Here is a 22292-nt window from a genome sequence, read left to right as displayed (position 1 = left end):
AGAAAGGATTAGTTGGAATAGGGATAAGCGCAAATGGTTCGGTTTAATTCGCCAAAAAAATCAAATAAATCTAAAAAGACGATTAGAAAATTGACCACTTCTACGGCGGCAGTGAAAGCCAATAAGCCTAAAATGGTATTTGAAAAGTGTTTCTTGCGTGGACGCTATGTGATTGCCACCGGGGCGATTTTCTTAGGTTTAGCCGCATTGGTTGCCCGTGCCGGCTATGTTCAATCCATTAATGCCGATACGCTTTCCGGTGAAGCGGATAAGCGTTCTTTGCGTAAAGACGAAATTCTTTCTGTTCGTGGTTCTATTTTAGATCGTAATGGTCAATTATTGTCGGTTAGCGTACCGATGAGTGCGGTAGTCGCCGATCCTAAACATATCCTTAAAGAAGGTTCGCTGAATGATAAAGAGCGTATCAAAGCCCTCGCAGATGTGCTGGGTATGAGCTATAACGATCTTGTCAAAAAAATTGAGAAAAATCCAAAATCCGGTTTTCTTTATTTAGCCCGTCAAGTGGAAGCCGGCAAAGCACAATATGTCAGAGATCTCAAAATTAAAGGTATTAGCTTAGAAAATGAGCCAAGACGTTTTTATCCTCGAGTGGAAGAAACGGCTCATCTCATTGGCTATACGGATATTGATGGTAACGGTATCGAAGGCATTGAAAAAAGTTTTAATTCGATGCTCGTCGGAAAAGATGGTGCCCGTTTAGTTCGTAAAGATAAACGGGGCAATGTGGTGGAACATATTGCAGACCAGAAAAAATACGATGCCCAAGATGTAACATTGAGTATCGATGAAAAACTACAATCGATGGTCTATCGTGAAATCAAAAAAGCCGTGACAGAGAACAAAGCGGAATCCGGAACGGCAGTGCTTGTTGATGTTCGCACCGGTGAAGTGTTAGCCATGGCTAATGCGCCTTCTTATAACCCGAATAATCGTGTGGGTGTTAAAGCTGAGTTAATGCGTAACCGTGCGATTACCGATGTATTTGAACCGGGTTCAACAGTAAAACCTTTTGTTGTTTTGACCGCACTTCAGCGTGGTGTCACAAGACGGGATGAGGTGATTAACACCGGATCTTTCACAGTGAGTGGAAAGGAAATTGTGGATGTCGCACCTCGTGCTCAGCAAACCTTAGATGAAATTTTAATTAATTCCAGTAACCGTGGGGTGAGTCGCCTTGCATTGCGTATGCCGCCAAGTGCTTTGATGGAAACCTATCAAGCGGCAGGCTTGGGAAAAGCAACGGATTTAGGTTTGGTGGGCGAACAAGCCGGTTTGTTAAATGCTAACCGTAAACGTTGGGCAGAGATTGATCGTGCCACAGTGGCTTATGGTTATGGTATCACGGCGACACCACTGCAAATGGCTCGTGCCTATGCCACCCTTGGGAGTTTCGGTATTTATCGACCGCTTTCTATCACCAAAGTGGATCCTCCGGTTATTGGTCAGCGGGTTTTTTCTGAAAAAATCACAAAAGAAATTGTGAATATGCTTGAAAAAGTCGCCATTAAAAATAAACGGGCGATGGTGGAAGGCTATCGTGTGGGCGTGAAAACCGGAACGGCGCGTAAAATTGAAAATGGTCGTTATGTGAACAAATATGTGGCCTTTACCGCCGGTGTTGCGCCAATCAGTGATCCACGTTATGCTCTTGTCATTTTAATCAACGATCCAAAAGCCGGACAATATTATGGTGGTGCAGTGTCTGCCCCGGTATTTTCAAGTATTATGGGCTATGCGTTGCGTGCCAATGGTATTGCACCGGATGCCGAGCCTAGCGATAAAACCGCAAAACGTACCGTTCGTCTTAGCCCTCGCAAAGCTGAACAAAGTCATGTAGAACGGGTAAATTAAGGAAAAACAATGAAAAAATTAACCGCACTTTTTAATTTGCCTTCGCTCTCAGCTGAGATTGAAATTAATGATCTGGTTTTAGACAGCCGAAAGGTGAAAAGCGGTGATTTGTTTGTGGCAGTAAAAGGACATCAAATTGATGCCACTCGCTTTATTGAACAGGCGATTTCAGCCGGTGCCGGTGCGGTCGTTGCGGAAACTGAGGATAAGGAGAAACATCTCCATCTCACATACCAACATCAAATCCCGGTGATTTATTACTATGAACTATCAAAAAATTTATCCCAAATTGCGGATAAATTTTATCATTCGCCTTCTAAAAAATTAACCCTTGTGGGGGTAACCGGTACAAATGGAAAAACCACCATATCACAATTGTTAGCCCAATGGGTTCAACTGTTAGGGCATAAACCGGCAGTGATGGGAACCATTGGTAATGGGTTATTAGGGCAGGTGGTGGAGGCTAAAAATACCACCGGCTCGCCAATTGAAATTCAATCTTCACTGGCTTCCTTTGTAAAAGCGGGGGCCGATTTTGCTGCCATTGAAGTGTCTTCTCACGGATTGGTTCAACACCGTGTGGAAGCCTTAGATTTTAAGGCTGCGATTTTTACTAATTTAAGTCGTGATCATTTAGACTATCATGGCACGATGGATAATTATGCGAAAGCGAAAAAACGTTTTTTCTTTGAGTTAAACCCCGATTTTCAAATTATTAATGGGGACGACCCTATTGGTCGTGAATGGTTAACGGCGTTACCTCATGGCATTGCAGTGAGTGCGGAGGTTAATTTCCAACCGATTTCCGACAAGTGGTTAAAGGCTACCTCAGTGAAGTTTACAGCTGAGGGCGCTGTGATTGATTTTGCTTCCACTTGGGGAAAAGGGACATTAAACAGCCCGCTAATTGGCGAGTTTAATGTCACAAATCTGTTGCTAGCAATGGCAACATTATTAGCGTTAGGTTATTCGTTGAATGATTTAACAGAGAGTGTTTCGAAATTAAAAGGAGTTCGAGGACGAATGGAAATGATAAAAATAGTCGGAAAACCGGCAGTTATTGTTGATTATGCACACACACCGGATGCGTTAGAAAAAGCGCTTATTGCTTCACGCCTGCATTGTGAGGGGGAGCTTTGGTGTATCTTTGGTTGTGGTGGTGATCGTGATGCGGGTAAACGTCCATTAATGGCAAAAGCGGCAGAGCAATTTGCCGATAGAGTGATTGTGACCAAAGATAATCCACGCACTGAGGATCCTAATAAGATTGAGGCGGATATCGTGGCAGGTTTTCGCAATATGGATAATGTCGGGCTAATTCCTGATCGTGAACAAGCCATTGAATTTGCCATTGATGCGGCTAGTGAAGAGGATCTAATTGTCATTGCAGGAAAAGGACATGAAGATTATCAAATTATCGGTAACGAAACTTTGCCTTTTTCAGACAAAGAAACCGCAATTGAGTATTTGCTCCGATAAATTGAATTGAAGTTATGATTAATTTAACCACGCAGCAACTGGCTCAAGTGTTAAATGCCGAATTAATCGGTGATGAGGCAGTGACGATTGAAAATATCAATACGGATACCCGTTTATCCGTTCCCAATCATGTTTTTTTCGCCTTAAAAGGTGAGAAATTCGATGCCCATCAATATCTTCACCAAGCGGTGGCACAGGGTGCTACCGCTTTGGTCGTTGAACAAGTGAATGAAGATATTTCGATTCCTCAACTTGTGGTGGAGAATACCCGTTTAGCATTAGGGCAATTGGCGAAGTGGCTGCGTGAAAAAATTAATCCGCATACCGTGGCGATGACAGGGTCTTCCGGTAAAACGACGGTAAAAGAGATGACCGCAAGTATTTTGCAACACACCGCCGGAAATCCTGAGGCGGTGCTTTTTACCCAAGGGAATTTCAATAACGATATTGGGGTACCGCTCACCTTGTTACGCTTAGAACCAAAACACCGTTTTGCCGTCGTTGAACTTGGGGCAAATCATCAAGGTGAAATTGCCTATACTACTCAGCTTGCACAGCCTGATGTGGCATTAGTGAATAATGTGGCACCAGCGCATTTGGAGGGCTTTGGTTCTTTAATGGGCGTTGCCCAAGCGAAAGGTGAAATTTACCGTGGTTTAACCGCCAATGGCATCGCCATTATTAATGCTGAACATAATTATCTTGATATTTGGCATAAAGAAATTGGTGAACATACCATTCAATATTTTAATGGAAAAGATTTTTACGCTGAACATATTCAATACCATGAGCAAGGTGTGCACTTTACATTGGTTTCGCCACAAGGAAAGATCGAAATTCATTCACCCTATTTAGGTGCACATAATGTAAAAAATGCGTTGGCTGCAACCGCACTTGCTATGAATGTGGGCGCAACCTTAGCCGATGTGAAAAAGGGTTTAGAGCAACGTTCTCAAGTCAAAGGGCGTTTATTCCCTATTCAAGTCAATGACCATTTGCTCTTATTAGATGATACCTATAATGCGAATCAAGATTCGCTATGTGCCGCTATTGATGTACTAAAAAATTATTCCGCTTTCCGAATTTTGTGTGTGGGGGATATGAAAGAGTTAGGCGAAAATTCCCTTGAGATTCACCGTAAAGTGGGGCAATACGCTAAAATGGCCAATTTAGATTTCGTTTGTTCTTTTGGTAAGGAAAGTGCGGTCATTTCTGAGGCTGTTTTAGGCAAACACTTCACCGACAAAGAAGAAATGGCAGATTTTTTAGTGCCAATGATTGAGGCGCAATTAAAACAAAATAAAGATGTTGTGGTGCTAGGGAAAGGCTCCCGATCAATGAAAATGGAAGATGTGATTGATTTATTAAAAGGTAAAATTAAATGTTAGTTTGGCTTGCTGAATTTCTTGTTCATTATGAAACGGCTTTTAACGCAATTTCATATATTACAGTGCGTGCAATTCTTGCGTTGTTGACCGCTCTTTTTATTTCTCTTTGGATAGGCCCCAAGGTCATTAAACGCTTACAGATTTTAAAATTTGGTCAAGAAGTGCGTAACGACGGGCCGGAAAGTCACTTTGCCAAAAAAGGAACACCAACAATGGGTGGGGTTATGATCCTTTTTTCTATTGGGGTGAGTACATTACTTTGGGCTAATTTAGCCAATCCTTATATTTGGGTTTGTTTATTTGTCTTATTCGGCTATGGCGCAATCGGTTTTGTTGATGATTATCGCAAAATTACACGAAAAAATACCGATGGCTTAATTGCCCGTTGGAAATATTTTTGGATGTCGGTGGTTGCCCTTGCGGCGATTATTTGGTTGTACTGGCTTGGTCATGATACGGATGCCACCCGTTTAGTGGTGCCTTTCTTTAAAGATATCATGCCTCAATTAGGGCTATTTTATATCGTATTATCCTATTTTGTGATTGTGGGCACCGGCAATGCCGTGAATTTAACTGACGGATTAGATGGTTTAGCCATTATGCCGACATCGCTGGTTGCAGGGGCTTTTGCCTTGATTGCATGGGCAACAGGAAATATCAATTTTGCTGAATATTTGCATATTCCTTATATTAAATATAGCTCTGAAGTGGTGGTATTTTGTACGGCTATTGTGGGCGCAGGGTTGGGCTTTCTTTGGTTTAATACTTATCCTGCGCAAGTCTTTATGGGCGATGTGGGATCATTGGCATTAGGTGGTGCATTAGGCGTGGTAGCTATTTTGGTTCGCCAAGAGTTTTTATTGGTGATTATGGGCGGTGTTTTTGTGGTTGAGGCCCTTTCAGTAATCTTACAAGTGGGATCTTACAAATTGCGTAAGCAACGAATTTTCCGAATGGCACCGATTCATCACCACTTTGAATTAAAAGGTTGGCCGGAACCTAGAGTGATTATACGGTTTTGGATTATTTCATTAATGTTAGTACTCATGGGGCTTGTCACCTTAAAACTCCGTTAATCTTTCTTATGCTCGCTCTTTCAATGTTTGGAAGAGCGACCTTCTTTCTTTTATATGGGAAAGAAAGGGAATTGCAGCACTTAATCATTCAACAGAATTAAAAAGACAAAATAAAATGAACAATTACCAAAATAAAACGATTACGATTATCGGACTAGGCAAAACAGGGTTATCCTGTGTGGACTACCTTCAATCTCAGCATGCCAACATTCGGGTGATTGATACCAGACAAAATCCGCCGGGTGCAGACCAATTATCTCCGATTATTCCTCTCCATACCGGTGGCTTAAATCAACAATGGCTAAACGAAAGCGATATGATTATCATCAGCCCGGGGCTTTCGGTAAAAACAGCGGAAATTCAGACCGCACTTTCCAACGGCGTGGAAGTGATTGGAGATATTGAATTATTCTGCCGTGCAGCAACCAAACCTATTGTGGCGGTTACCGGTTCAAATGGTAAAAGTACCGTCACTACACTGGTATATGAAATGGCAAAAGCGGCCGGTGTAAAGGTGGGGATGGGGGGGAATATCGGTATCCCTGCACTCTCTTTGTTGACAGAACCCCATGATCTTTATGTGCTGGAATTATCCAGTTTTCAATTAGAAACCACCTATCACTTAAAAGCAGCGGCGGCAACGGTGTTGAATGTGACAGAAGATCATATGGACCGTTATGAGAATTTAGCAGCGTATCGTCATGCCAAATTACGGATTTATCACAATGCTGCCGTTGCTGTCGTCAATAAGGAAGATCCACTCACTTTCGGCGAAGGGGAAAACCAAGCCGAACGCTGCTTGTCCTTTGCCGAACACAATGCCGATTATTGGCTGAAAACCGAAGAAGGCAAACAATATTTAATGGTGAAAGACGAGGTGTTGTTAGCTTGCGAAGAAGTGGGGCTTGTCGGGAGACATAATTACATGAATATTCTTGCCGCAACCGCATTGGCACAAGCAGTGTGCGTTCCTTTAGATGCAATTCGTACCGTACTTCGTCAATTTAAAGGGTTGGATCACCGATTTCAATTGGCGTATCAAGAAAAAGGGGTACGTTGGATTAACGATTCTAAAGCAACCAATGTGGGCAGTACGGTCGCCGCACTTACCGGTTTATTTGTAGAAGGTAAACTGCACTTATTATTAGGTGGGGACGGCAAAGGCGCCGATTTTTCAGAATTGGCAACCTTGGTTAACCAACCGCACATTATTTGCTATTGTTTTGGTCGGGACGGTGCTTTGTTAGCAGCGCTTTCAGCACAAAGTCATTTATTTGACACTATGGAACAGGCAATCGGCTTTTTACGTCCAACCCTCAAAAAAGGGGATATTGTTTTATTATCGCCGGCTTGTGCAAGCCTTGATCAGTTTGCTTCCTTTGAAAAACGTGGCGAAGAATTTATCCGTTTAGCAAAATTAAATTAATTTACAAAACCATGGATTTTATTCAGAAAATTAAACAGAACTTTGATCGCTGGACAAGAATTACGCCTCAGGGATTACTCTATGATCGGGCGTTATTCTTACTTTTCATCATTCTATTAATCATTGGTTTGGTGGCGGTAACCTCAGCCTCTATCCCTTACAGCTCAAGATTATTTAATGATGCCTTTTATTTTGCAAAACGTGATGCATTTTATGTATTTCTTTCTCTTTTGACCTGTTATTTCACCATGCAAATCTCTACGGCAAAATGGGAAAGGTGGCATGCCAAAATCTTTTTCCTTGCTATTGCTTTACTTATTGCCGTGTTGATTGTGGGTTCATCGGTCAATGGGGCAAAACGTTGGATTTCCCTTGGTATTTTGAATTTCCAACCGGCAGAGTTTGCAAAATTAGCTTTGACATGCTTTTTAGCCAGTTATTTTACCCGCCGTTATGATGAAGTGCGGTCAAATAAATTAAGTGCTTTCAAACCCTTTATTGTGATGGGGGCAATGGGCGGCTTTTTACTGCTACAACCGGACTTAGGAAGTACGGTGGTGTTGTTTGTAGTGACCTTTGGCATGCTATTTATTGTCGGGGCGAACTTTTGGCAATTCGTAGCCTTGATCGGCACCGGTGCTTTATTGCTTTTTTGGTTGGTGATTTCGGCTTCTTATCGTTTAAAACGTTTTACCGGCTTCTTAGAACCCTTTAAAGATCCCTATGGCACAGGATTTCAGCTGACAAATTCCCTCATGGCATTCGGACGTGGGGAAATTACCGGTGAAGGCTTAGGCAATTCCATTCAAAAATTAGACTACTTACCGGAAGCACACACGGATTTTATTATGGCGATCATTGGTGAGGAATTTGGCTTTATTGGGATTTTAGTCGTGGTGTTTTTACTTGGGCTATTAGTTTTCCGTACCCTAAAAATTGGTCGTGAATCCTTACAATTAGAACAGCGTTTCCGGGGATTTTTTGCCTTTGGCATCGGGTTTTGGATTTTCTTCCAAGGCTTTGTCAATTTAGGTATGGCACTGGGGATGTTGCCAACCAAAGGGTTGACCTTCCCATTAGTGAGTTATGGTGGTTCAAGTATTATTATTATGTCGGCAACCATCGGTATTTTGCTTCGCATTGACCACGAAAACCGTTTACAACGGGGTGGGCAGGCACGTTTGCGTGATGATTAGGAATAACAATGAATAAACAGAAAAAATTATTAGTGATGGCAGGTGGCACAGGCGGACATATTTTCCCTGCCATTGCGGTGGCTCAAACCTTACAAAAACAAGGATGGGCTATTTGTTGGTTAGGCACAAAAGATCGAATGGAAGCCCAACTGGTCCCTCAACATGGGATCCCAATTTGTTTTATTCAAATTTCAGGTCTTCGTGGTAAGGGCATAAAAGCACTGCTTGGTGCACCTTATGCGATTTTACGCGCCGTGCTTCAGGCGAAAAAAATAATTCAAGAGGAAAAGCCTGATGCCGTATTAGGCATGGGCGGTTATGTTTCAGGCCCGGGTGGTGTGGCCGCCAAACTTTGTGGTGTGCCGATTATTTTACATGAACAAAATGCCATTGCAGGGCTTACTAATCAATGGTTGGCGAAAATTGCAACCCGAGTATTACAAGGCTTTCCAAAGGCCTTTCCCCATGCAGAAGTGGTGGGAAACCCTGTTCGTCAAGCGTTTTTTGATAAACCAGAACCGCAAGAACGCTTTGCATTGCGTGATGAAAAATTAAGAGTATTAGTGGTTGGCGGCAGCCAAGGGGCTAGAGTATTAAATCAAACCTTACCGAAAGTGGTCGTTCCGCTTGCAGAGAAATTAACGGTTCGTCATCAGGTCGGAAAAGGCATGGTCGATGAGGTGGCGGCGCTTTATGGCGAATATGCCTCACAAGTGCAGATCACCGAGTTTATTGATGATATGGCGGAAGCCTATGCTTGGGCTGATGTGGTGATTTGTCGCTCCGGTGCTTTAACCGTATGTGAGCTTGCGGCGGTGGGGGCAGCGGCAATTTTTGTCCCATTCCAACACAAAGACAGACAGCAATACCTGAATGCGAAATACCTCGCTGATGTGGGTGCGGCGAAAATTGTGGAGCAGGCGGATCTCAGCCCGGACGTGTTAATTGACTATTTACAAAATTTCACTCGAGATGAACTGTTAACCATGGCAATAAAAGCGAAAACGATGGCCACCCCATTGGCTGCACAACGTGTTGCCGAAGTGATTATTGAAAATGCAAAATAATGTAAATATTCTTTGGAATTTTTGACCGCACTTTTAGAATAGGCGGAAATTTTTCTAAAGGGTTAAAGGAAAAGAAAAAAGATGAAACATTCTCACGAGGAAATTAGAAAAATTATTCCTGAAATGCGCCGAGTTCAGCAAATTCATTTTATTGGTATTGGCGGTGCGGGAATGAGTGGTATTGCTGAAATATTGTTAAATGAGGGATATCGAATTTCCGGTTCGGATATTGCAGAGGGGCCGGTCACTCAACATCTTGCCCAAGCGGGAGCAAGAGTTTTTATCGGTCATTCTGCCGACAATATTGACGGGGCAAGCGTAGTAGTGGTGTCGAGTGCGATTAATGAAGATAATCCGGAACTGGTTGCGGCAAAACAAAACCGTATTCCTGTGATTCAGCGTGCACAGATGTTGGCGGAAATTATGCGTTTCCGTCATGGTATTGCCATTGCCGGCACCCATGGAAAAACCACAACAACCGCAATGATTTCCATGATTTATACCCAAGCAAAATTAGATCCGACCTTTGTTAATGGGGGATTGGTGAAATCGGCAGGGAAAAATGCCCACCTTGGTGCAAGCCGTTATTTAATTGCAGAAGCAGATGAAAGTGATGCCTCATTTTTACATTTACAGCCGATGGTATCGGTGGTAACTAATATGGAGCCTGATCATATGGAAACCTATGAGGGCGATTTTGAGAAAATGAAAGCCACTTATGTGAAGTTTTTGCATAATTTACCTTTTTACGGTTTGGCGGTGATGTGTGCCGATGATCCCGTGTTAATGGAACTCACCCCGAAAGTCGGGCGCCAAGTGGTAACCTATGGCTTTAGTGAGCAGGCGGATTACCGTATTGAAGATTATGAACAAACCGGCTTCCAAGGGCATTATTCGGTGATTTGTCCAAATGGTGAACGAATTAATGTGTTATTAAATGTACCGGGTAAACATAATGCCTTAAATGCCACCGCAGCCCTTGCGGTCGCAAAGGAAGAGGGCATTGAAAATGAAGCGATTTTAACGGCACTAGCCGATTTCCAAGGCGCCGGACGCCGTTTCGATCAATTGGGTGAGTTTATTCGTCCGAATGGTAAAGTTCGCTTAGTAGACGATTATGGACATCACCCGACAGAGGTGGGGGTAACGATTAAAGCCGCGCGTGAAGGCTGGGCGGGCAAACGTGTTGTGATGATTTTCCAACCTCATCGTTATTCACGAACCCGTGATTTATTTGATGATTTTGTTCAAGTGCTTTCGCAGGTTGATGCGTTGATTATGTTAGACGTTTATGCCGCAGGCGAAGCACCGATTGTTGGGGCGGATAGCAAAGCCCTTTGTCGTTCAATCCGTAATTTGGGGAAAGTTGATCCTATTTTAGTATCTGATACGGAACAATTGGGTGATGTGCTTGATCAAATTATCCAAGATGGCGATTTGGTATTGGCACAGGGTGCTGGAAGTGTGAGCAAAATTTCTCGCAATTTGGCAGCCTCTTGGGAAGATTAAAAAGCATAAAAAAATGGACGTAGGATTAAATCGTTCATATTTAAAAATCAATCAAAACAAAAGAAGAATGGGATAAAAATGAATTTAAAACAAGAAAAAATCGCTGTGTTATTAGGGGGAACTTCCGCCGAACGTGAGGTTTCGTTAAACTCAGGGAAAGCCGTGTTAGAAGCATTGATTGCTCAAGGCTATAATGCGCATCCTATTGATCCGAAAGAATATAACGTAGCCAATCTGAAAAAGGATGGATTTGATCGGGCTTTTAATATTTTGCACGGTCGGGGTGGGGAAGACGGCACCATGCAGGGATTGTTAGAGCAAATCGGCTTACCTTATACCGGCTGCGGTGTGATGGCTTCGGCACTAACAATGGATAAAATGCGCACAAAAATGTTATGGAAAGCCTTTGGTCTGCCGGTTGCGGAGATGGAAGTGGTGACGCGTGAAACCTTCGCTCAATTAGATCCGCAAGCAGTTGTGGCAAAATTAGGCTTGCCGTTAATGGTGAAACCTTCTTTGGAGGGATCGAGCGTAGGGCTGACAAAAGTGAATGCGGTGGAAGAGCTGAAAAGTGCGGTCGAATTTGCGCTTAAATTTGATAATACGATTTTAATTGAAGAATGGCTTGCCGGTGATGAGTTGACAGTGCCGGTATTGGATAGCCAAGTCTTACCTGCCGTGCGCATTGTACCGGAGGGTGAGTTTTACGATTATGAAGCGAAATATCTTTCCGATAATACCCAATATTTCTGCCCAGCGGGTTTAACGCCTGAACGTGAACAGGAATTAGCCTTATTGGTAAAACGTGCTTATGATGCGGTGGGCTGTCGTGGCTGGAGCCGTATTGATGTGATGTGTGATGCCAAAGGGGATTTTCGTTTAGTTGAAGTGAACACCAATCCGGGAATGACAAGCCATAGTTTGTTTCCAAAATCTGCAGCGACAGTAGGGATTTCCTTTGAACAATTGGTGGTGAAAATTCTGGAGTTGAGTGCGTAATGAATGTGCTGAAACGCAAAAGTACGCAAAATGTTCGCTATGGCGAAGCCCCTTTTAAATACCTCATTCCTTTTCGTTTGTTGATAATACTTGCGTGTGTGGGAATGGGCTATTTTGTTTATTCAAATTGGCAGGATTGGCTGGAGCGTTTTGACTCTAAGCCTATCACGGCCTATGCCCTTGTGGGAAAAACCGAATTTACCGATTATGCGGATGTGCATGATGTGCTCCTTAAAATGGGTACCTTAAAAGGGTTTTGGGGACAAGATGTGAAATCGATTCAAACACAATTGGAAACCTTGCCTTGGGTGAAAGGGGCGGTTGTTCGGAAAATTTGGCCAAACCGTTTGAGCATTTGGTTAACGGAATATACACCGGTGGCGATTTGGAATAAAACCGAATTTGTTACAAAAGATGGGACGGTTTTTCAGTTGCCAATGGATCGTTTGAAAAACCAAACCTTACCTTATTTAGGGGGGCCTGATTACCAAAGTTCAAAAGTGCTTGAAGCATGGAACCAGATTTATTCGGATTTTAAAGCGAAAAATTTAAACGTAAAAGGGGTAACGATTGATGATCGTGGGGCATGGCAAGTGACTCTTGATAATGATATCGTGTTAAAACTTGGACGAGGTGAATGGCAATCAAAACTGGAACGTTTTGTTACAATTTATCCGCAAATTGAAGTTTCTGAAAATAAGCGAATTGATTATGTTGATTTGCGCTATAAATCAGGAGCGGCAGTCGGAATGGTAGAGAAATAAAATTCAGTGGGTGTAATAAAGAAATGGCAAAAGTAGTTGAAACAAAAGCAATTGTCGGACTGGAAGTCGGCACATCGAAAGTAGTGGCTGTTGTAGGTGAAGTGCTACCCGATGGCGTAGTGAATGTGCTTGGTGTGGGAAGTTGCCCTTCAAAAGGGATTGATCGAGGAAGCATTACCGATTTAGATGCGGTGGTTAATGCGATTCAACGAGCGATTGAAGCAGCAGAGTCTATGGCAGATTGTCAAATTATGAGCGTAACCTTGGCAATTACCGGTGAGCATATTCAAAGTTTAAATGAAAGCGGATTTGTTCCCATTGGAGAAATGGAAGTGACCCAAGAGGAAATTGATTCTGCACTATATAACGCCAGTACGATTAAATTGCCGGAAGGGGTTTCTTTACTCCACGTTATTCCACAAGAATATGCCGTTGATCGCCAATTAAATATTAAAAACCCTCTTGGCTTACAAGGGGTGCGTTTAAATGCCCATGTGCATTTAATTGCCTGCCATCAAGATTGGCAAAATAATTTGAAAAAAGCAGTTGAACGTTGTGGCTTGCAAGTAGACAAAGTAGTGTTTTCCGGTTTTGCGGCAACCCACTCGGTGCTAACTGAAGATGAAAAAGATCTCGGCGTTTGTTTAATTGATTTTGGTGCCGGCACAATGAATGTGATGGTGTTTACAAACGGTGCATTACGCTTTAGTAAAGTCATTCCTTATGCAGGCAACATTGTTACCAATGATATTGCGCACGCTTGTACGATTTCTCGTGCGGAAGCTGAACGTGTGAAAGTGAATTACGCCAGTGCCATTTATCCGGCTCGTTTACATGGCGATAAAAAAATTGAAGTAGCGGGAATTGGCGGTCGCGCCCCTCGATATCTGACAAAAAGTGATTTATCTTTAATTACAGCAGCACGTTATACGGAACTTCTTGGCGTTGTGAAGGACGAATTAGATAAACTTAAAGCAGATTTAGAACGCAAACATATTAAATTTGAGTTAATTGCCGGCGTTGTTATTACAGGCGGTGGAGCACAAATTGAAGATTTAAAAGAATGTGCCATGGAAGTGTTTGGTTGCCAGGTGAGAATTGGTAGCCCGTTAAATATCACCGGATTAACGGATTATGTGAATCGCCCACAGTATTCAACGGTGGTCGGATTATTGCAATATAGCCATAGTAATAGTGATGATGACCTTATCGGTAACGATCATTATTCTGAGGGCAATCTCTTCGGAACAATTTGGAGCGGAATTAAAAAAATTGCAAATAAAGTGCGGTCAGAATTTTGATTATTTTGATTTTTCATCTACAATACGAAAAATTTAACTTTTATTAATGTGCTAGCAGAGTATTTAGCGGAACGGAGAACACAAATGTTATACCCAGATTACGGTGATTTTGAAGAACAATCAGGCGCACTGATTAAAGTGGTCGGTGTTGGTGGCGGCGGTGGCAACGCTGTTAACCATATGGTTGCGAATATGATTAAGCAAGACATCGGCGGAACCTTTCTTGGGGAAAATTCGTTTGACAGTGAAGAGCATGGGAAAATCATTTTCTATGCTGTAAATACTGATGCTCAGGCATTGCGTAAAAGCCAAGTTCAACAAACTGTACAAATTGGCGGTGCTACCACAAAAGGCCTTGGTGCCGGTGCCAATCCGAATGTTGGGCGTAAAGCGGCGGAAGATGATCAAGAAGAAATCCGTAAAATGCTCGAAGGGGCGGACATGGTTTTCATCGCTGCCGGTATGGGTGGCGGTACTGGTACAGGTGCTGCGCCGGTTGTCGCAAAAGTCGCAAAAGAATTGGGTATTTTGACTGTCGCTGTGGTGACTAAGCCTTTTGCCTTTGAAGGCAAAAAACGTATGCAATTTGCCGAGTTGGGAATTAAGGATCTTGCACAATACGTTGACTCAATGATCATTATTCCAAACCAGCAAATTCAAAAAGTTCTCCCTAAAAATGCCACATTAATTGATGCTTTTGCTGCTGCGAATGATGTATTGCGTAACTCCGTGATGGGTATTTCCGATATGATCACCTCACCGGGTATGATTAACGTGGACTTTGCCGATGTGAGAACCGTTATGTCTGAAATGGGCCAAGCAATGATTGGCTTTGGTTCGGCAAAAGGCGCACCGGGTGAGGGAAGAGCAGAAGAAGCCGCAAGAATTGCAGTTCGTAACGATTTATTGGAAAAAGTCGATTTAACCAATGCGAAGGGTATCTTAATCAATATTACCGGTGGTTTTGATATTGCTTTTGATGAATTCAATGTGGTGGGGGATACCATTCACAGTTTTGCATCAGAAGATGCCACTATTGTGGTGGGAACAACCTTAGTGCCGGAAATGAGTGATGAAATTCGTGTGACGATTGTTGCGACAGGCTTGGGCGAAATTGCACCTAATGAAACCATTCAGCTGCAAAAAACGATGCCGAACCCAGATCCTAGAACGTATCCGAATGAAAGTGGCAAACCGATTGAATTAAGAACACCGAATTCATTGGGCGGCTCTTTAAAACGACCTGAGCCAATTTCTTCTTACTCTCAAGAGGTAAGCCCAAAACCGGAAGAATATCGTAGCGAATTGGACAAACCGATTACAGATCGTTTACCTTCTTTCCAAAGGTTTGATCCAAGTAGCATTGATAGAAACGATAAATAGCAAATAAAATCTTGTTGTTAGGCAATAAGGTGAACAATTATGATTAAACAAAGAACATTAAAACAAACCATTAAAGTCACAGGTGTTGGCTTACATAGTGGTAAAAAAGTGACATTAACATTGCGTCCGGCTATGCCAAATACCGGCGTGATTTATTGCCGTACAGATTTAAACCCACCGGTCACTTTTCCGGCTAATCCCGAATGTGTCCGTGATACGATGCTTTGTACTGCCCTTATCAATGAACAAGGCGTACGCGTTTCCACCGTTGAGCATTTAAATGCCGCATTAGCAGGGCTTGGCATCGATAATATCATTATCGAAGTCGATGCGCCTGAAATTCCGATTATGGATGGTAGTGCAAGTCCATTTATTTATTTGCTCTTAGATGCAGGTATTGAAGAACAAAATGCAGCGAAAAAATTTATTCGTATTAAGCAAAAAGTGCGTGTAGAAGAGGGTGATAAATGGGCAGAATTTAAACCTTACAATGGTTTTCGTTTGGACTTCACCATCGATTTTGAACATCCTGCCATCAGCAAAGATGTCCGTAATTATGTGATGGATTTTTCTACACAATCTTTTATTCACCAAATCAGCCGTGCAAGAACCTTTGGCTTTATGAAAGATATTGAATATCTTCAATCACAGGGTTTAGCCTTAGGTGGTAGTTTGGATAATGCCATTGTATTGGATGATTATCGTATTTTGAACGAAGAAGGCTTGCGTTTTAAAGATGAATTGGTTCGTCATAAAATGTTAGATGCCATCGGCGATCTTTATATGGCGGGTTATAATATCATCGGTGATTTTAAAGCCTATAAATCCGGTCATGGTTTGAACAATAAATTACTTCGAGCGGTGTTTGCAAATCAAGAAGCCTGGGAGTTTGTTACCTTTGAAGATAAGGAAAAAGTCCCGCAAGGCTATGTTGTTCCGGCTCAAGTATTGATCTAATTATTTTTGGTAAAAAAGCTATATTTCGACAAAGAAGTATAGCTTTTTTGTTTCTATTTGCTTTGAAAAAGAGCGGTTAATTTCGGGGGACTTTTCATGAAAAAATTATTCAGGGTTTTACCTTTGGTTTTGGCAACATCAGCAGCAATGGCTTATGAACAGGACAAAACCTATCACTTCACGCTTCTCCACACCAATGATACCCACGGACACTTTTGGCCAAATAGTAAAGGCGAGTATGGTTTTCCGGCACAAAAAACCATCATTAATCGAGTAAAAGCCGAAGTGGAGAAGAAAGGCGGTTCAGTGATTTTATTAAATGCGGGGGATTTTAATACCGGGGTGCCGGAATCCGATATGCAAAATGCCGAACCGGATATCCAAGCGATGAATGCAATGGGCTATGAAGCGACCGTATTAGGTAACCACGAATTTGATAACCCACTACAAATGCTTGCAATGCAAGAATCTTGGGCTAAGTTTCCTTTTTTATCCGCCAATGTATTTAATAAGAGAACCAATCAGCCACTGGTTAAACCCTATATCATTTTAGATAAACAAGGCTTGAAAATTGCTGTGGTTGGATTAACTACCGAAGATACCGCAAAATTGGGCAACCCGGAATATACGGGAAATGTGCTTTTTAAAGATCCGACAGCATCGGCAAGAGAAACATTGAAAGCCTTGAATGAACATGAAAAACCGGATGTCAAAATTGCCTTAACCCACATGGGTTACTATTATGATGCACAATACGGCTCAAATGCACCGGGTGATGTCTCCCTTGCTCGTAATCTCGATAAAGGGGCATTTGATATGATTGTTGGCGGACATAGCCATGATCCGGTGTGTGTCGACGAAAAAGGTGTGTGGATCAAAGATTATAAACCAACTCAACCTTGTCAACCTGATTTCCAAAATGGCACTTGGATCATGCAGGCTTACGAGTGGGGAAAATATGTCGGACGTGCAGATTTCGAGTTTAAAAATGGTGAATTAAAACTGGTGGGTTACGAATTAATCCCGGTGAACTTGAAGAAAAAAGTGACAAAAGAAGACGGTAAAACCGAATATATCACTTACGGTGAAGAAATCCCGCAAGATCCGGAAATGGAACGTTTGCTAAAAGTTTATCAAAATAAAGGCGATGAATTATTAGGTCGCGAATTAGGTGAATTAAAAGGTAAGCTGGAAGGTGATCGTAATATTATTCGTTTCCAACAAACCAACCTTGGTCATTTAATTGCGGAGGCACAACGTGAACGTGCCGGGGCTGATATCGGCATTATGAATTCAGGGGGAATTCGGGATTCTATCCAACCGGGTAAAGTGACTTACCGTGATATTCTCAAGGTTCATCCATTCGGTAATATTGTGAGTTATGTGGATTTAACCGGGAAAGAGTTGATTGACTATTTGAACGTGGTGGCATTAAAAGAAGTGGATTCCGGAGCCTATGCCCAATATTCCGGCATCTCAATGGTGGTGAACAAAGAAGCCAAAAAAGTCGAAGAGGTTAAAATTCAGGGTAAGCCATTAGATCTTAATAAAACTTATCGTGTTTCTTTACCAAGTTATAATGCAGCAGGCGGCGATGGTTATCCGGTTGTGACAACCAATCCGACTTTCTTAAATACCGGTTTTATTGATGCGGAAGTGTTAGCCAAATATATTTGGAAAAATGCACAAAAAGCGCCACTTGATGCCTCAAAATATGATCCCAAAGATGCGGTCATCTTTAAATAAGGACGAATATGGCTTTAGAATTATCTGAAATTCGACAACTTATCACACAGATTGATCGAAACCTTTTAAAGTTGCTCTCTGAACGTCATCGTTTGGCTTTTGATGTGGTAAGAAGCAAAGAAATCACGCAGAAATCCTTGCGGGATGAAAAACGTGAGCAAGAGCTTTTGCAAGATCTCGTTCAGTTTGCGGAGAATGAAAACTATCAGTTAGAACCCCAATATATTACGGCTATTTTTCAAAAGATTATTGAAGATTCCGTACTAACCCAGCAGGTTTATTTACAAAATAAATTAAATGAGCAGCGAGCCAAAAATTTACATATCGCTTTTTTAGGAAAACGGGGATCTTATTCTAATTTAGCAGCACGAAATTATGCCGCACGCTACCAAAAGCAGTTTGTCGAACTAGGCTGCCAATCTTTTGATCAAGTCTTTGAAAAGGTAAAAAACGGCGAGGCGGATGTGGGGATTCTTCCTTTAGAAAATACCACCTCAGGTGCAATTAATGAAGTTTATGATCTGCTTCAGCATACGGATTTATCCCTGATTGGTGAACTTGCCTATCCGATTAAGCATTGCGTTTTAGTCAATGGCACAAGGGATTTAAGCCAAATTGATACCTTGTATAGCCATCCACAGGTCATTCAGCAATGTAGCCAATTTATTCAAAGTTTAGATCGGGTTCATATTGAGTATTGTGAAAGCAGTTCGCACGCCATGCAGCTGGTTTCAAGTTTAAATAAACCCAATATTGCAGCCCTTGGAAATGAAGATGGGGGCAAACTCTATGGATTAACGGTGTTGAAAAATAACATTGCAAATCAAGAGAACAACATCACACGTTTTATTGTTATTGCAAAAGAACCTCGTGAAGTTTCCCCTCAAATTCCAACGAAAACCTTATTGTTGATGACAACGCCACAAAAAGCGGGTGCTTTAGTTGATGCACTTTTGGTATTCAAAAAATATCAAATTAATATGACGAAGCTTGAATCCCGCCCGATTTATGGCAAGCCTTGGGAAGAAATGTTTTATTTAGAAATCGAGGCAAATATTCATCATCCGGAAACACAAAAGGCCTTGGAAGAATTGAAAGATTACAGTCATTACTTAAAAATCTTAGGTTGCTATCCAAGTGAAATCGTTAAACCGGTCAATCCTTAGGGAAATATGTAAATGATGTTTGGGTTGTACATGAGAACGAAATAAACAACTCAGGGTTATACAACGGCTACATACTATCGATAAAAAGACATTATTTTTGACTGCTTATTTATAAGATAAGACTTTAGAAAGCTTAATTGAAAAAAGGATTTCACCCATAGGGTATGGGTGAAATCCTTTAAGTTTTAGGGTTATTCTTCGGTTATCCCTGTTTCTTCTGAACTGTCTTCATCGTCCATATCACACACCCGTTCAAGGCTAACCACTTGCTCGTTTTCCGCTGTGCGGATTAAACGAACCCCTTGTGTGTTACGGCCGACAATGCTCACTTCGCTGACACGGGTGCGAACCAAAGTACCAGCATCGGTGATGAGCATAATTTGATCCGTTTCTTCCACTTGGGTGGCGGCGACCACTTTGCCGTTACGTTCGCTCACTTTAATGGATATCACCCCTTTAGTATTACGGGATTTGGTTGGGTATTCACTTAATTGTGTGCGTTTACCATAACCGTTTTGCGTTGCGGTGAGGATTGCCCCTTCGCCTTTCGGAATGACTAAAGAAACCACTTTGTCGATATTGAGATCTAAAGATTCTTCTGCATTTTCATCAGAAACCTCTTCAATTTCGACCGCACTTTCCTCTTCTGACATATCATTGGTTAAAGCGAGTTTGATCCCTCGAACCCCGGTGGCTAAGCGTCCCATTGCCCGTACGGCAGTTTCAGCAAAACGCACCACACGGCCTTGAGAAGAGAACAGCATGATCTCGTTATTGCCATCGGTAATATCGACACCGATCAGTTCATCTTCATCTCGTAAATTTAAAGCGATAATACCGCTTGAACGTGGGCGGCTGAATTCGGTGAGGGCAATTTTCTTCACAATCCCACCAGCGGTTGCCATCACCACAAATTTATCTTCCTCATAAGCCGAAACCGGTAAAATAGCAGTGATACGTTCGTTTTCTTGCAGCGGCAGAATATTGACAATCGGACGACCACGAGCGCCACGGCTGGCTTGTGGAAGCTGATAGACTTTCAACCAATATAAACGTCCTCGGCTTGAGAAACAGAGGATAGTGTCATGGGTATTGGCGACCAAGAGTTTTTCGATGAAATCTTCTTCTTTCATCTTCGTGGCAGATTTGCCTTTTCCACCCCGGCGTTGTGCTTCATAATCGGTGAGTGGTTGGTATTTCACATAGCCTTCATGGGAAAGAGTCACCACCACATCTTCTTGGGCAATAAGATCTTCTAAATCAATATCCCCTGAAGCCGTGGTGATTTCTGTTAAACGTTCATCACCAAATTGTGATTTTACTTCTTCCAATTCTTCACGAATCACTTCCATTAGGCGTTCAGCACTGCCTAAAATATGAAGAAGATCGGCAATTTTCACCAATAACTCTTGGTATTCTTTCACCACTTCTTCAAAAGCAATACCGGTTAGGCGATGTAAACGAAGTTCTAAAATCGCATTAACTTGTGCAGGCGACAGATAATATTGTTCGCCTTGAATACCTAGGCCTTCCTCAAGATCATCAGGACGGGCGGTGATATCAAGTAAATTGATAATGTCGGAATGTAATGCCCAAGAACGTGAGCTAATGGCGTTGGCCGCTTCTTCCCGATTTTTAGAGTTGCGAATGATGGCGATCATTTCGTCAATATTAGAACGTGCTACTGCTAAACCCTCTAAGATATGGGTACGTTCACGGGCTTTGCGCAGTTCAAAGATCGAACGACGGGTAACCACTTCACGGCGGTGTAGCACGAAGGCTTCAATGATTTCTTTCAGGTTAAATAAGCGTGGCTGACCGTGATCCAATGCCACCATATTGATCCCGAAAGTAACCTGCATTTGGGTGAGTGAATAAAGGTGGTTTAACACCACTTCACCGACCGCATCCCGTTTGATATCGATTTCAATGCGGATCCCTTCTTTATTTGAAAGATCGGTAATGTTACTGATCCCCTCAATTTTTTTCTCACGAATCAGCTCAGCAATTTTTTCTACAAGTTTTGCCTTGTTCACTTGATAAGGCAATTCTGAAACGATAATTTGTTCACGGCCTTTGTCGTTGGTTTCAACGGTTGCACGGGCACGAACATAAACTTTACCACGACCGGTGCGGTAGGCTTCTTCGATCCCTTTGCGACCATTAATTAACGCAGCTGTCGGGAAATCAGGGCCCGGGATATGTTGCATTAATTCATCAATCGTGATGTCGTTATTATCAATATAGGCCAAACAGCCGTTTAGCACTTCATTGAGGTTGTGAGGCGGAATATTGGTTGCCATACCCACCGCAATACCCGATGAACCGTTTGCCAGTAGGGCCGGAATACGGGTAGGCAGAACATCCGGAATCATTAATTCGCCATCATAGTTTGGCGAGAAGTTGACGGTTTCTTTATCCAAATCCGTAAGCAAAGCTTGTGTAATTTTTTGCATACGCACTTCGGTATAACGCATGGCAGCCGGGGCATCACCATCAATCGAACCAAAGTTACCTTGCCCGTCTACCAACATATAACGAAGTGAGAACGGTTGTGCCATACGGACAATGGTGTCATAGACGGCAGAATCACCATGAGGGTGATATTTACCGATCACATCCCCAACTACACGGGCAGATTTGACATATTTTTTATTTGCCGTATTGCCTTCACGGTCCATGGAAAACAGCACACGACGATGCACGGGTTTTAAACCGTCACGCACATCAGGTAAGGCACGTCCAACAATGACCGACATCGCATAGTCGAGATAGGAGGATTTGAGTTCTTCTTCAATATTGACAGGGGTAATTGAGGATTGGATTGAATCCGTCATGAGTATTCCTTTTTAGCTCCAAAAAATTGCACGAATTGTAGCATAAAAGCAGGCATTTTCCCATGAAAAAACGGTGTCTTATCTTGGATAACACACCGTTTTATAAAATTGGCCGTCAAATCGACT

At 42.4% G+C, this 22292-nt stretch carries 16 protein-coding genes; 15 read left to right on the top strand and 1 reads right to left on the bottom strand.

Annotated elements, in window-relative coordinates; all coding sequences use genetic code 11:
* The first annotated feature begins 33 nt into the window (after positions 1 to 33).
* The 15 genes from ftsI to BKK48_RS07845 all read left to right on the top strand — a co-directional run bounded on the left by ftsI (position 34) and on the right by BKK48_RS07845 (position 19329).
* Positions 34 to 1872: a peptidoglycan glycosyltransferase FtsI gene (gene ftsI / locus BKK48_RS07915; RefSeq protein ID WP_077427581.1), complete on the top strand. Its 1839-nt coding sequence runs from the start codon at positions 34 to 36 to the stop codon at positions 1870 to 1872.
* 9 nt (positions 1873 to 1881) lie between these two features.
* Positions 1882 to 3351, top strand: coding sequence for a UDP-N-acetylmuramoyl-L-alanyl-D-glutamate--2,6-diaminopimelate ligase (gene murE / locus BKK48_RS07910; RefSeq protein ID WP_077427580.1), 1470 nt, complete (start codon positions 1882 to 1884; stop codon positions 3349 to 3351).
* A 14-nt stretch (positions 3352 to 3365) separates the two neighbouring features.
* Positions 3366 to 4739 carry a UDP-N-acetylmuramoyl-tripeptide--D-alanyl-D-alanine ligase gene (gene murF, locus BKK48_RS07905; RefSeq protein ID WP_077427579.1) on the top strand — a complete coding sequence of 458 codons (1374 nt, stop codon included), beginning with the start codon at positions 3366 to 3368 and terminating at the stop codon, positions 4737 to 4739.
* Positions 4733 to 5815 carry a phospho-N-acetylmuramoyl-pentapeptide-transferase gene (mraY, locus tag BKK48_RS07900; RefSeq protein WP_077427578.1) on the top strand — a complete coding sequence of 361 codons (1083 nt, stop codon included), beginning with the start codon at positions 4733 to 4735 and terminating at the stop codon, positions 5813 to 5815. The genes murF and mraY overlap by 7 nt, the downstream gene beginning before the upstream one ends.
* Positions 5816 to 5930: 115 nt before the next feature.
* A complete protein-coding gene (gene murD / locus BKK48_RS07895) occupies positions 5931 to 7241 on the top strand; it encodes a UDP-N-acetylmuramoyl-L-alanine--D-glutamate ligase (protein WP_077427577.1) in 1311 nt (436 codons plus the stop codon).
* 11 nt (positions 7242 to 7252) lie between these two features.
* A complete protein-coding gene (gene ftsW, locus BKK48_RS07890; protein ID WP_077427576.1) occupies positions 7253 to 8437 on the top strand; it encodes a putative lipid II flippase FtsW in 1185 nt (394 codons plus the stop codon).
* Between the two features lie 8 nt (positions 8438 to 8445).
* Positions 8446 to 9504 (top strand): undecaprenyldiphospho-muramoylpentapeptide beta-N-acetylglucosaminyltransferase, encoded by a 1059-nt coding sequence (gene murG, locus BKK48_RS07885; protein ID WP_077427575.1) that lies wholly within the window; start codon positions 8446 to 8448, stop codon positions 9502 to 9504.
* 81 nt (positions 9505 to 9585) lie between these two features.
* Positions 9586 to 11013 carry a UDP-N-acetylmuramate--L-alanine ligase gene (gene murC / locus BKK48_RS07880; RefSeq protein ID WP_077427574.1) on the top strand — a complete coding sequence of 476 codons (1428 nt, stop codon included), beginning with the start codon at positions 9586 to 9588 and terminating at the stop codon, positions 11011 to 11013.
* A 78-nt stretch (positions 11014 to 11091) separates the two neighbouring features.
* Positions 11092 to 12012 (top strand): D-alanine--D-alanine ligase, encoded by a 921-nt coding sequence (locus BKK48_RS07875; protein WP_077427573.1) that lies wholly within the window; start codon positions 11092 to 11094, stop codon positions 12010 to 12012.
* Entirely contained in the window at positions 12012 to 12776 is a 765-nt protein-coding gene (locus BKK48_RS07870) for a cell division protein FtsQ/DivIB (RefSeq protein WP_077427572.1), read from the top strand. The genes BKK48_RS07875 and BKK48_RS07870 overlap by 1 nt, the downstream gene beginning before the upstream one ends.
* 23 nt (positions 12777 to 12799) lie before the next feature.
* Positions 12800 to 14077: a cell division protein FtsA gene (ftsA, locus tag BKK48_RS07865; RefSeq protein WP_077427571.1), complete on the top strand. Its 1278-nt coding sequence runs from the start codon at positions 12800 to 12802 to the stop codon at positions 14075 to 14077.
* An 84-nt stretch (positions 14078 to 14161) separates the two neighbouring features.
* A complete protein-coding gene (gene ftsZ, locus BKK48_RS07860) occupies positions 14162 to 15460 on the top strand; it encodes a cell division protein FtsZ (protein WP_077427570.1) in 1299 nt (432 codons plus the stop codon).
* A 39-nt stretch (positions 15461 to 15499) separates the two neighbouring features.
* Positions 15500 to 16417 (top strand): UDP-3-O-acyl-N-acetylglucosamine deacetylase, encoded by a 918-nt coding sequence (gene lpxC, locus BKK48_RS07855; RefSeq protein ID WP_077415744.1) that lies wholly within the window; start codon positions 15500 to 15502, stop codon positions 16415 to 16417.
* A gap of 96 nt (positions 16418 to 16513) precedes the next feature.
* The gene (gene ushA, locus BKK48_RS07850) at positions 16514 to 18163 is read left to right on the top strand and encodes a bifunctional UDP-sugar hydrolase/5'-nucleotidase UshA (protein ID WP_077427569.1); all 1650 of its coding nucleotides are present in this window, start codon (positions 16514 to 16516) and stop codon (positions 18161 to 18163) included.
* Between the two features lie 8 nt (positions 18164 to 18171).
* Complete coding sequence (locus BKK48_RS07845) at positions 18172 to 19329, top strand: chorismate mutase (protein WP_077427568.1); 1158 nt, start codon at positions 18172 to 18174, stop codon at positions 19327 to 19329.
* Between the two features lie 191 nt (positions 19330 to 19520).
* Here BKK48_RS07845 and gyrA read toward each other — a convergent pair whose 3' ends face one another.
* Positions 19521 to 22166 carry a DNA topoisomerase (ATP-hydrolyzing) subunit A gene (gyrA, locus tag BKK48_RS07840; protein WP_077427567.1) on the bottom strand — a complete coding sequence of 882 codons (2646 nt, stop codon included), beginning with the start codon at positions 22164 to 22166 and terminating at the stop codon, positions 19521 to 19523.
* Between the last annotated feature and the right edge of the window lie 126 nt (positions 22167 to 22292).

This window comes from Rodentibacter heidelbergensis (assembly GCF_002000125.1).
Taxonomy (GTDB): domain Bacteria; phylum Pseudomonadota; class Gammaproteobacteria; order Enterobacterales; family Pasteurellaceae; genus Rodentibacter; species Rodentibacter heidelbergensis.
Note: the sequence above shows the minus strand (reverse complement) of the source record. Positions and strands in the feature narration are given on the sequence as shown.

Bases quoted from the DNA above. Each gene is read 5' to 3' on its own strand.
- ftsI (WP_077427581.1), top strand. From the start codon at position 34: ATGGTTCGGTTTAATTCGCCAAAAAAATCAAATAAATCTAAAAAGACG.
- murE (WP_077427580.1), top strand. From the start codon at position 1,882: ATGAAAAAATTAACCGCACTTTTTAATTTGCCTTCGCTCTCAGCTGAG.
- murF (WP_077427579.1), top strand. From the start codon at position 3,366: ATGATTAATTTAACCACGCAGCAACTGGCTCAAGTGTTAAATGCCGAA.
- mraY (WP_077427578.1), top strand. From the start codon at position 4,733: ATGTTAGTTTGGCTTGCTGAATTTCTTGTTCATTATGAAACGGCTTTT.
- murD (WP_077427577.1), top strand. From the start codon at position 5,931: ATGAACAATTACCAAAATAAAACGATTACGATTATCGGACTAGGCAAA.
- ftsW (WP_077427576.1), top strand. From the start codon at position 7,253: ATGGATTTTATTCAGAAAATTAAACAGAACTTTGATCGCTGGACAAGA.
- murG (WP_077427575.1), top strand. From the start codon at position 8,446: ATGAATAAACAGAAAAAATTATTAGTGATGGCAGGTGGCACAGGCGGA.
- murC (WP_077427574.1), top strand. From the start codon at position 9,586: ATGAAACATTCTCACGAGGAAATTAGAAAAATTATTCCTGAAATGCGC.
- BKK48_RS07875 (WP_077427573.1), top strand. From the start codon at position 11,092: ATGAATTTAAAACAAGAAAAAATCGCTGTGTTATTAGGGGGAACTTCC.
- BKK48_RS07870 (WP_077427572.1), top strand. From the start codon at position 12,012: ATGAATGTGCTGAAACGCAAAAGTACGCAAAATGTTCGCTATGGCGAA.
- ftsA (WP_077427571.1), top strand. From the start codon at position 12,800: ATGGCAAAAGTAGTTGAAACAAAAGCAATTGTCGGACTGGAAGTCGGC.
- ftsZ (WP_077427570.1), top strand. From the start codon at position 14,162: ATGTTATACCCAGATTACGGTGATTTTGAAGAACAATCAGGCGCACTG.
- lpxC (WP_077415744.1), top strand. From the start codon at position 15,500: ATGATTAAACAAAGAACATTAAAACAAACCATTAAAGTCACAGGTGTT.
- ushA (WP_077427569.1), top strand. From the start codon at position 16,514: ATGAAAAAATTATTCAGGGTTTTACCTTTGGTTTTGGCAACATCAGCA.
- BKK48_RS07845 (WP_077427568.1), top strand. From the start codon at position 18,172: ATGGCTTTAGAATTATCTGAAATTCGACAACTTATCACACAGATTGAT.
- gyrA (WP_077427567.1), bottom strand. From the start codon at position 22,166: ATGACGGATTCAATCCAATCCTCAATTACCCCTGTCAATATTGAAGAA.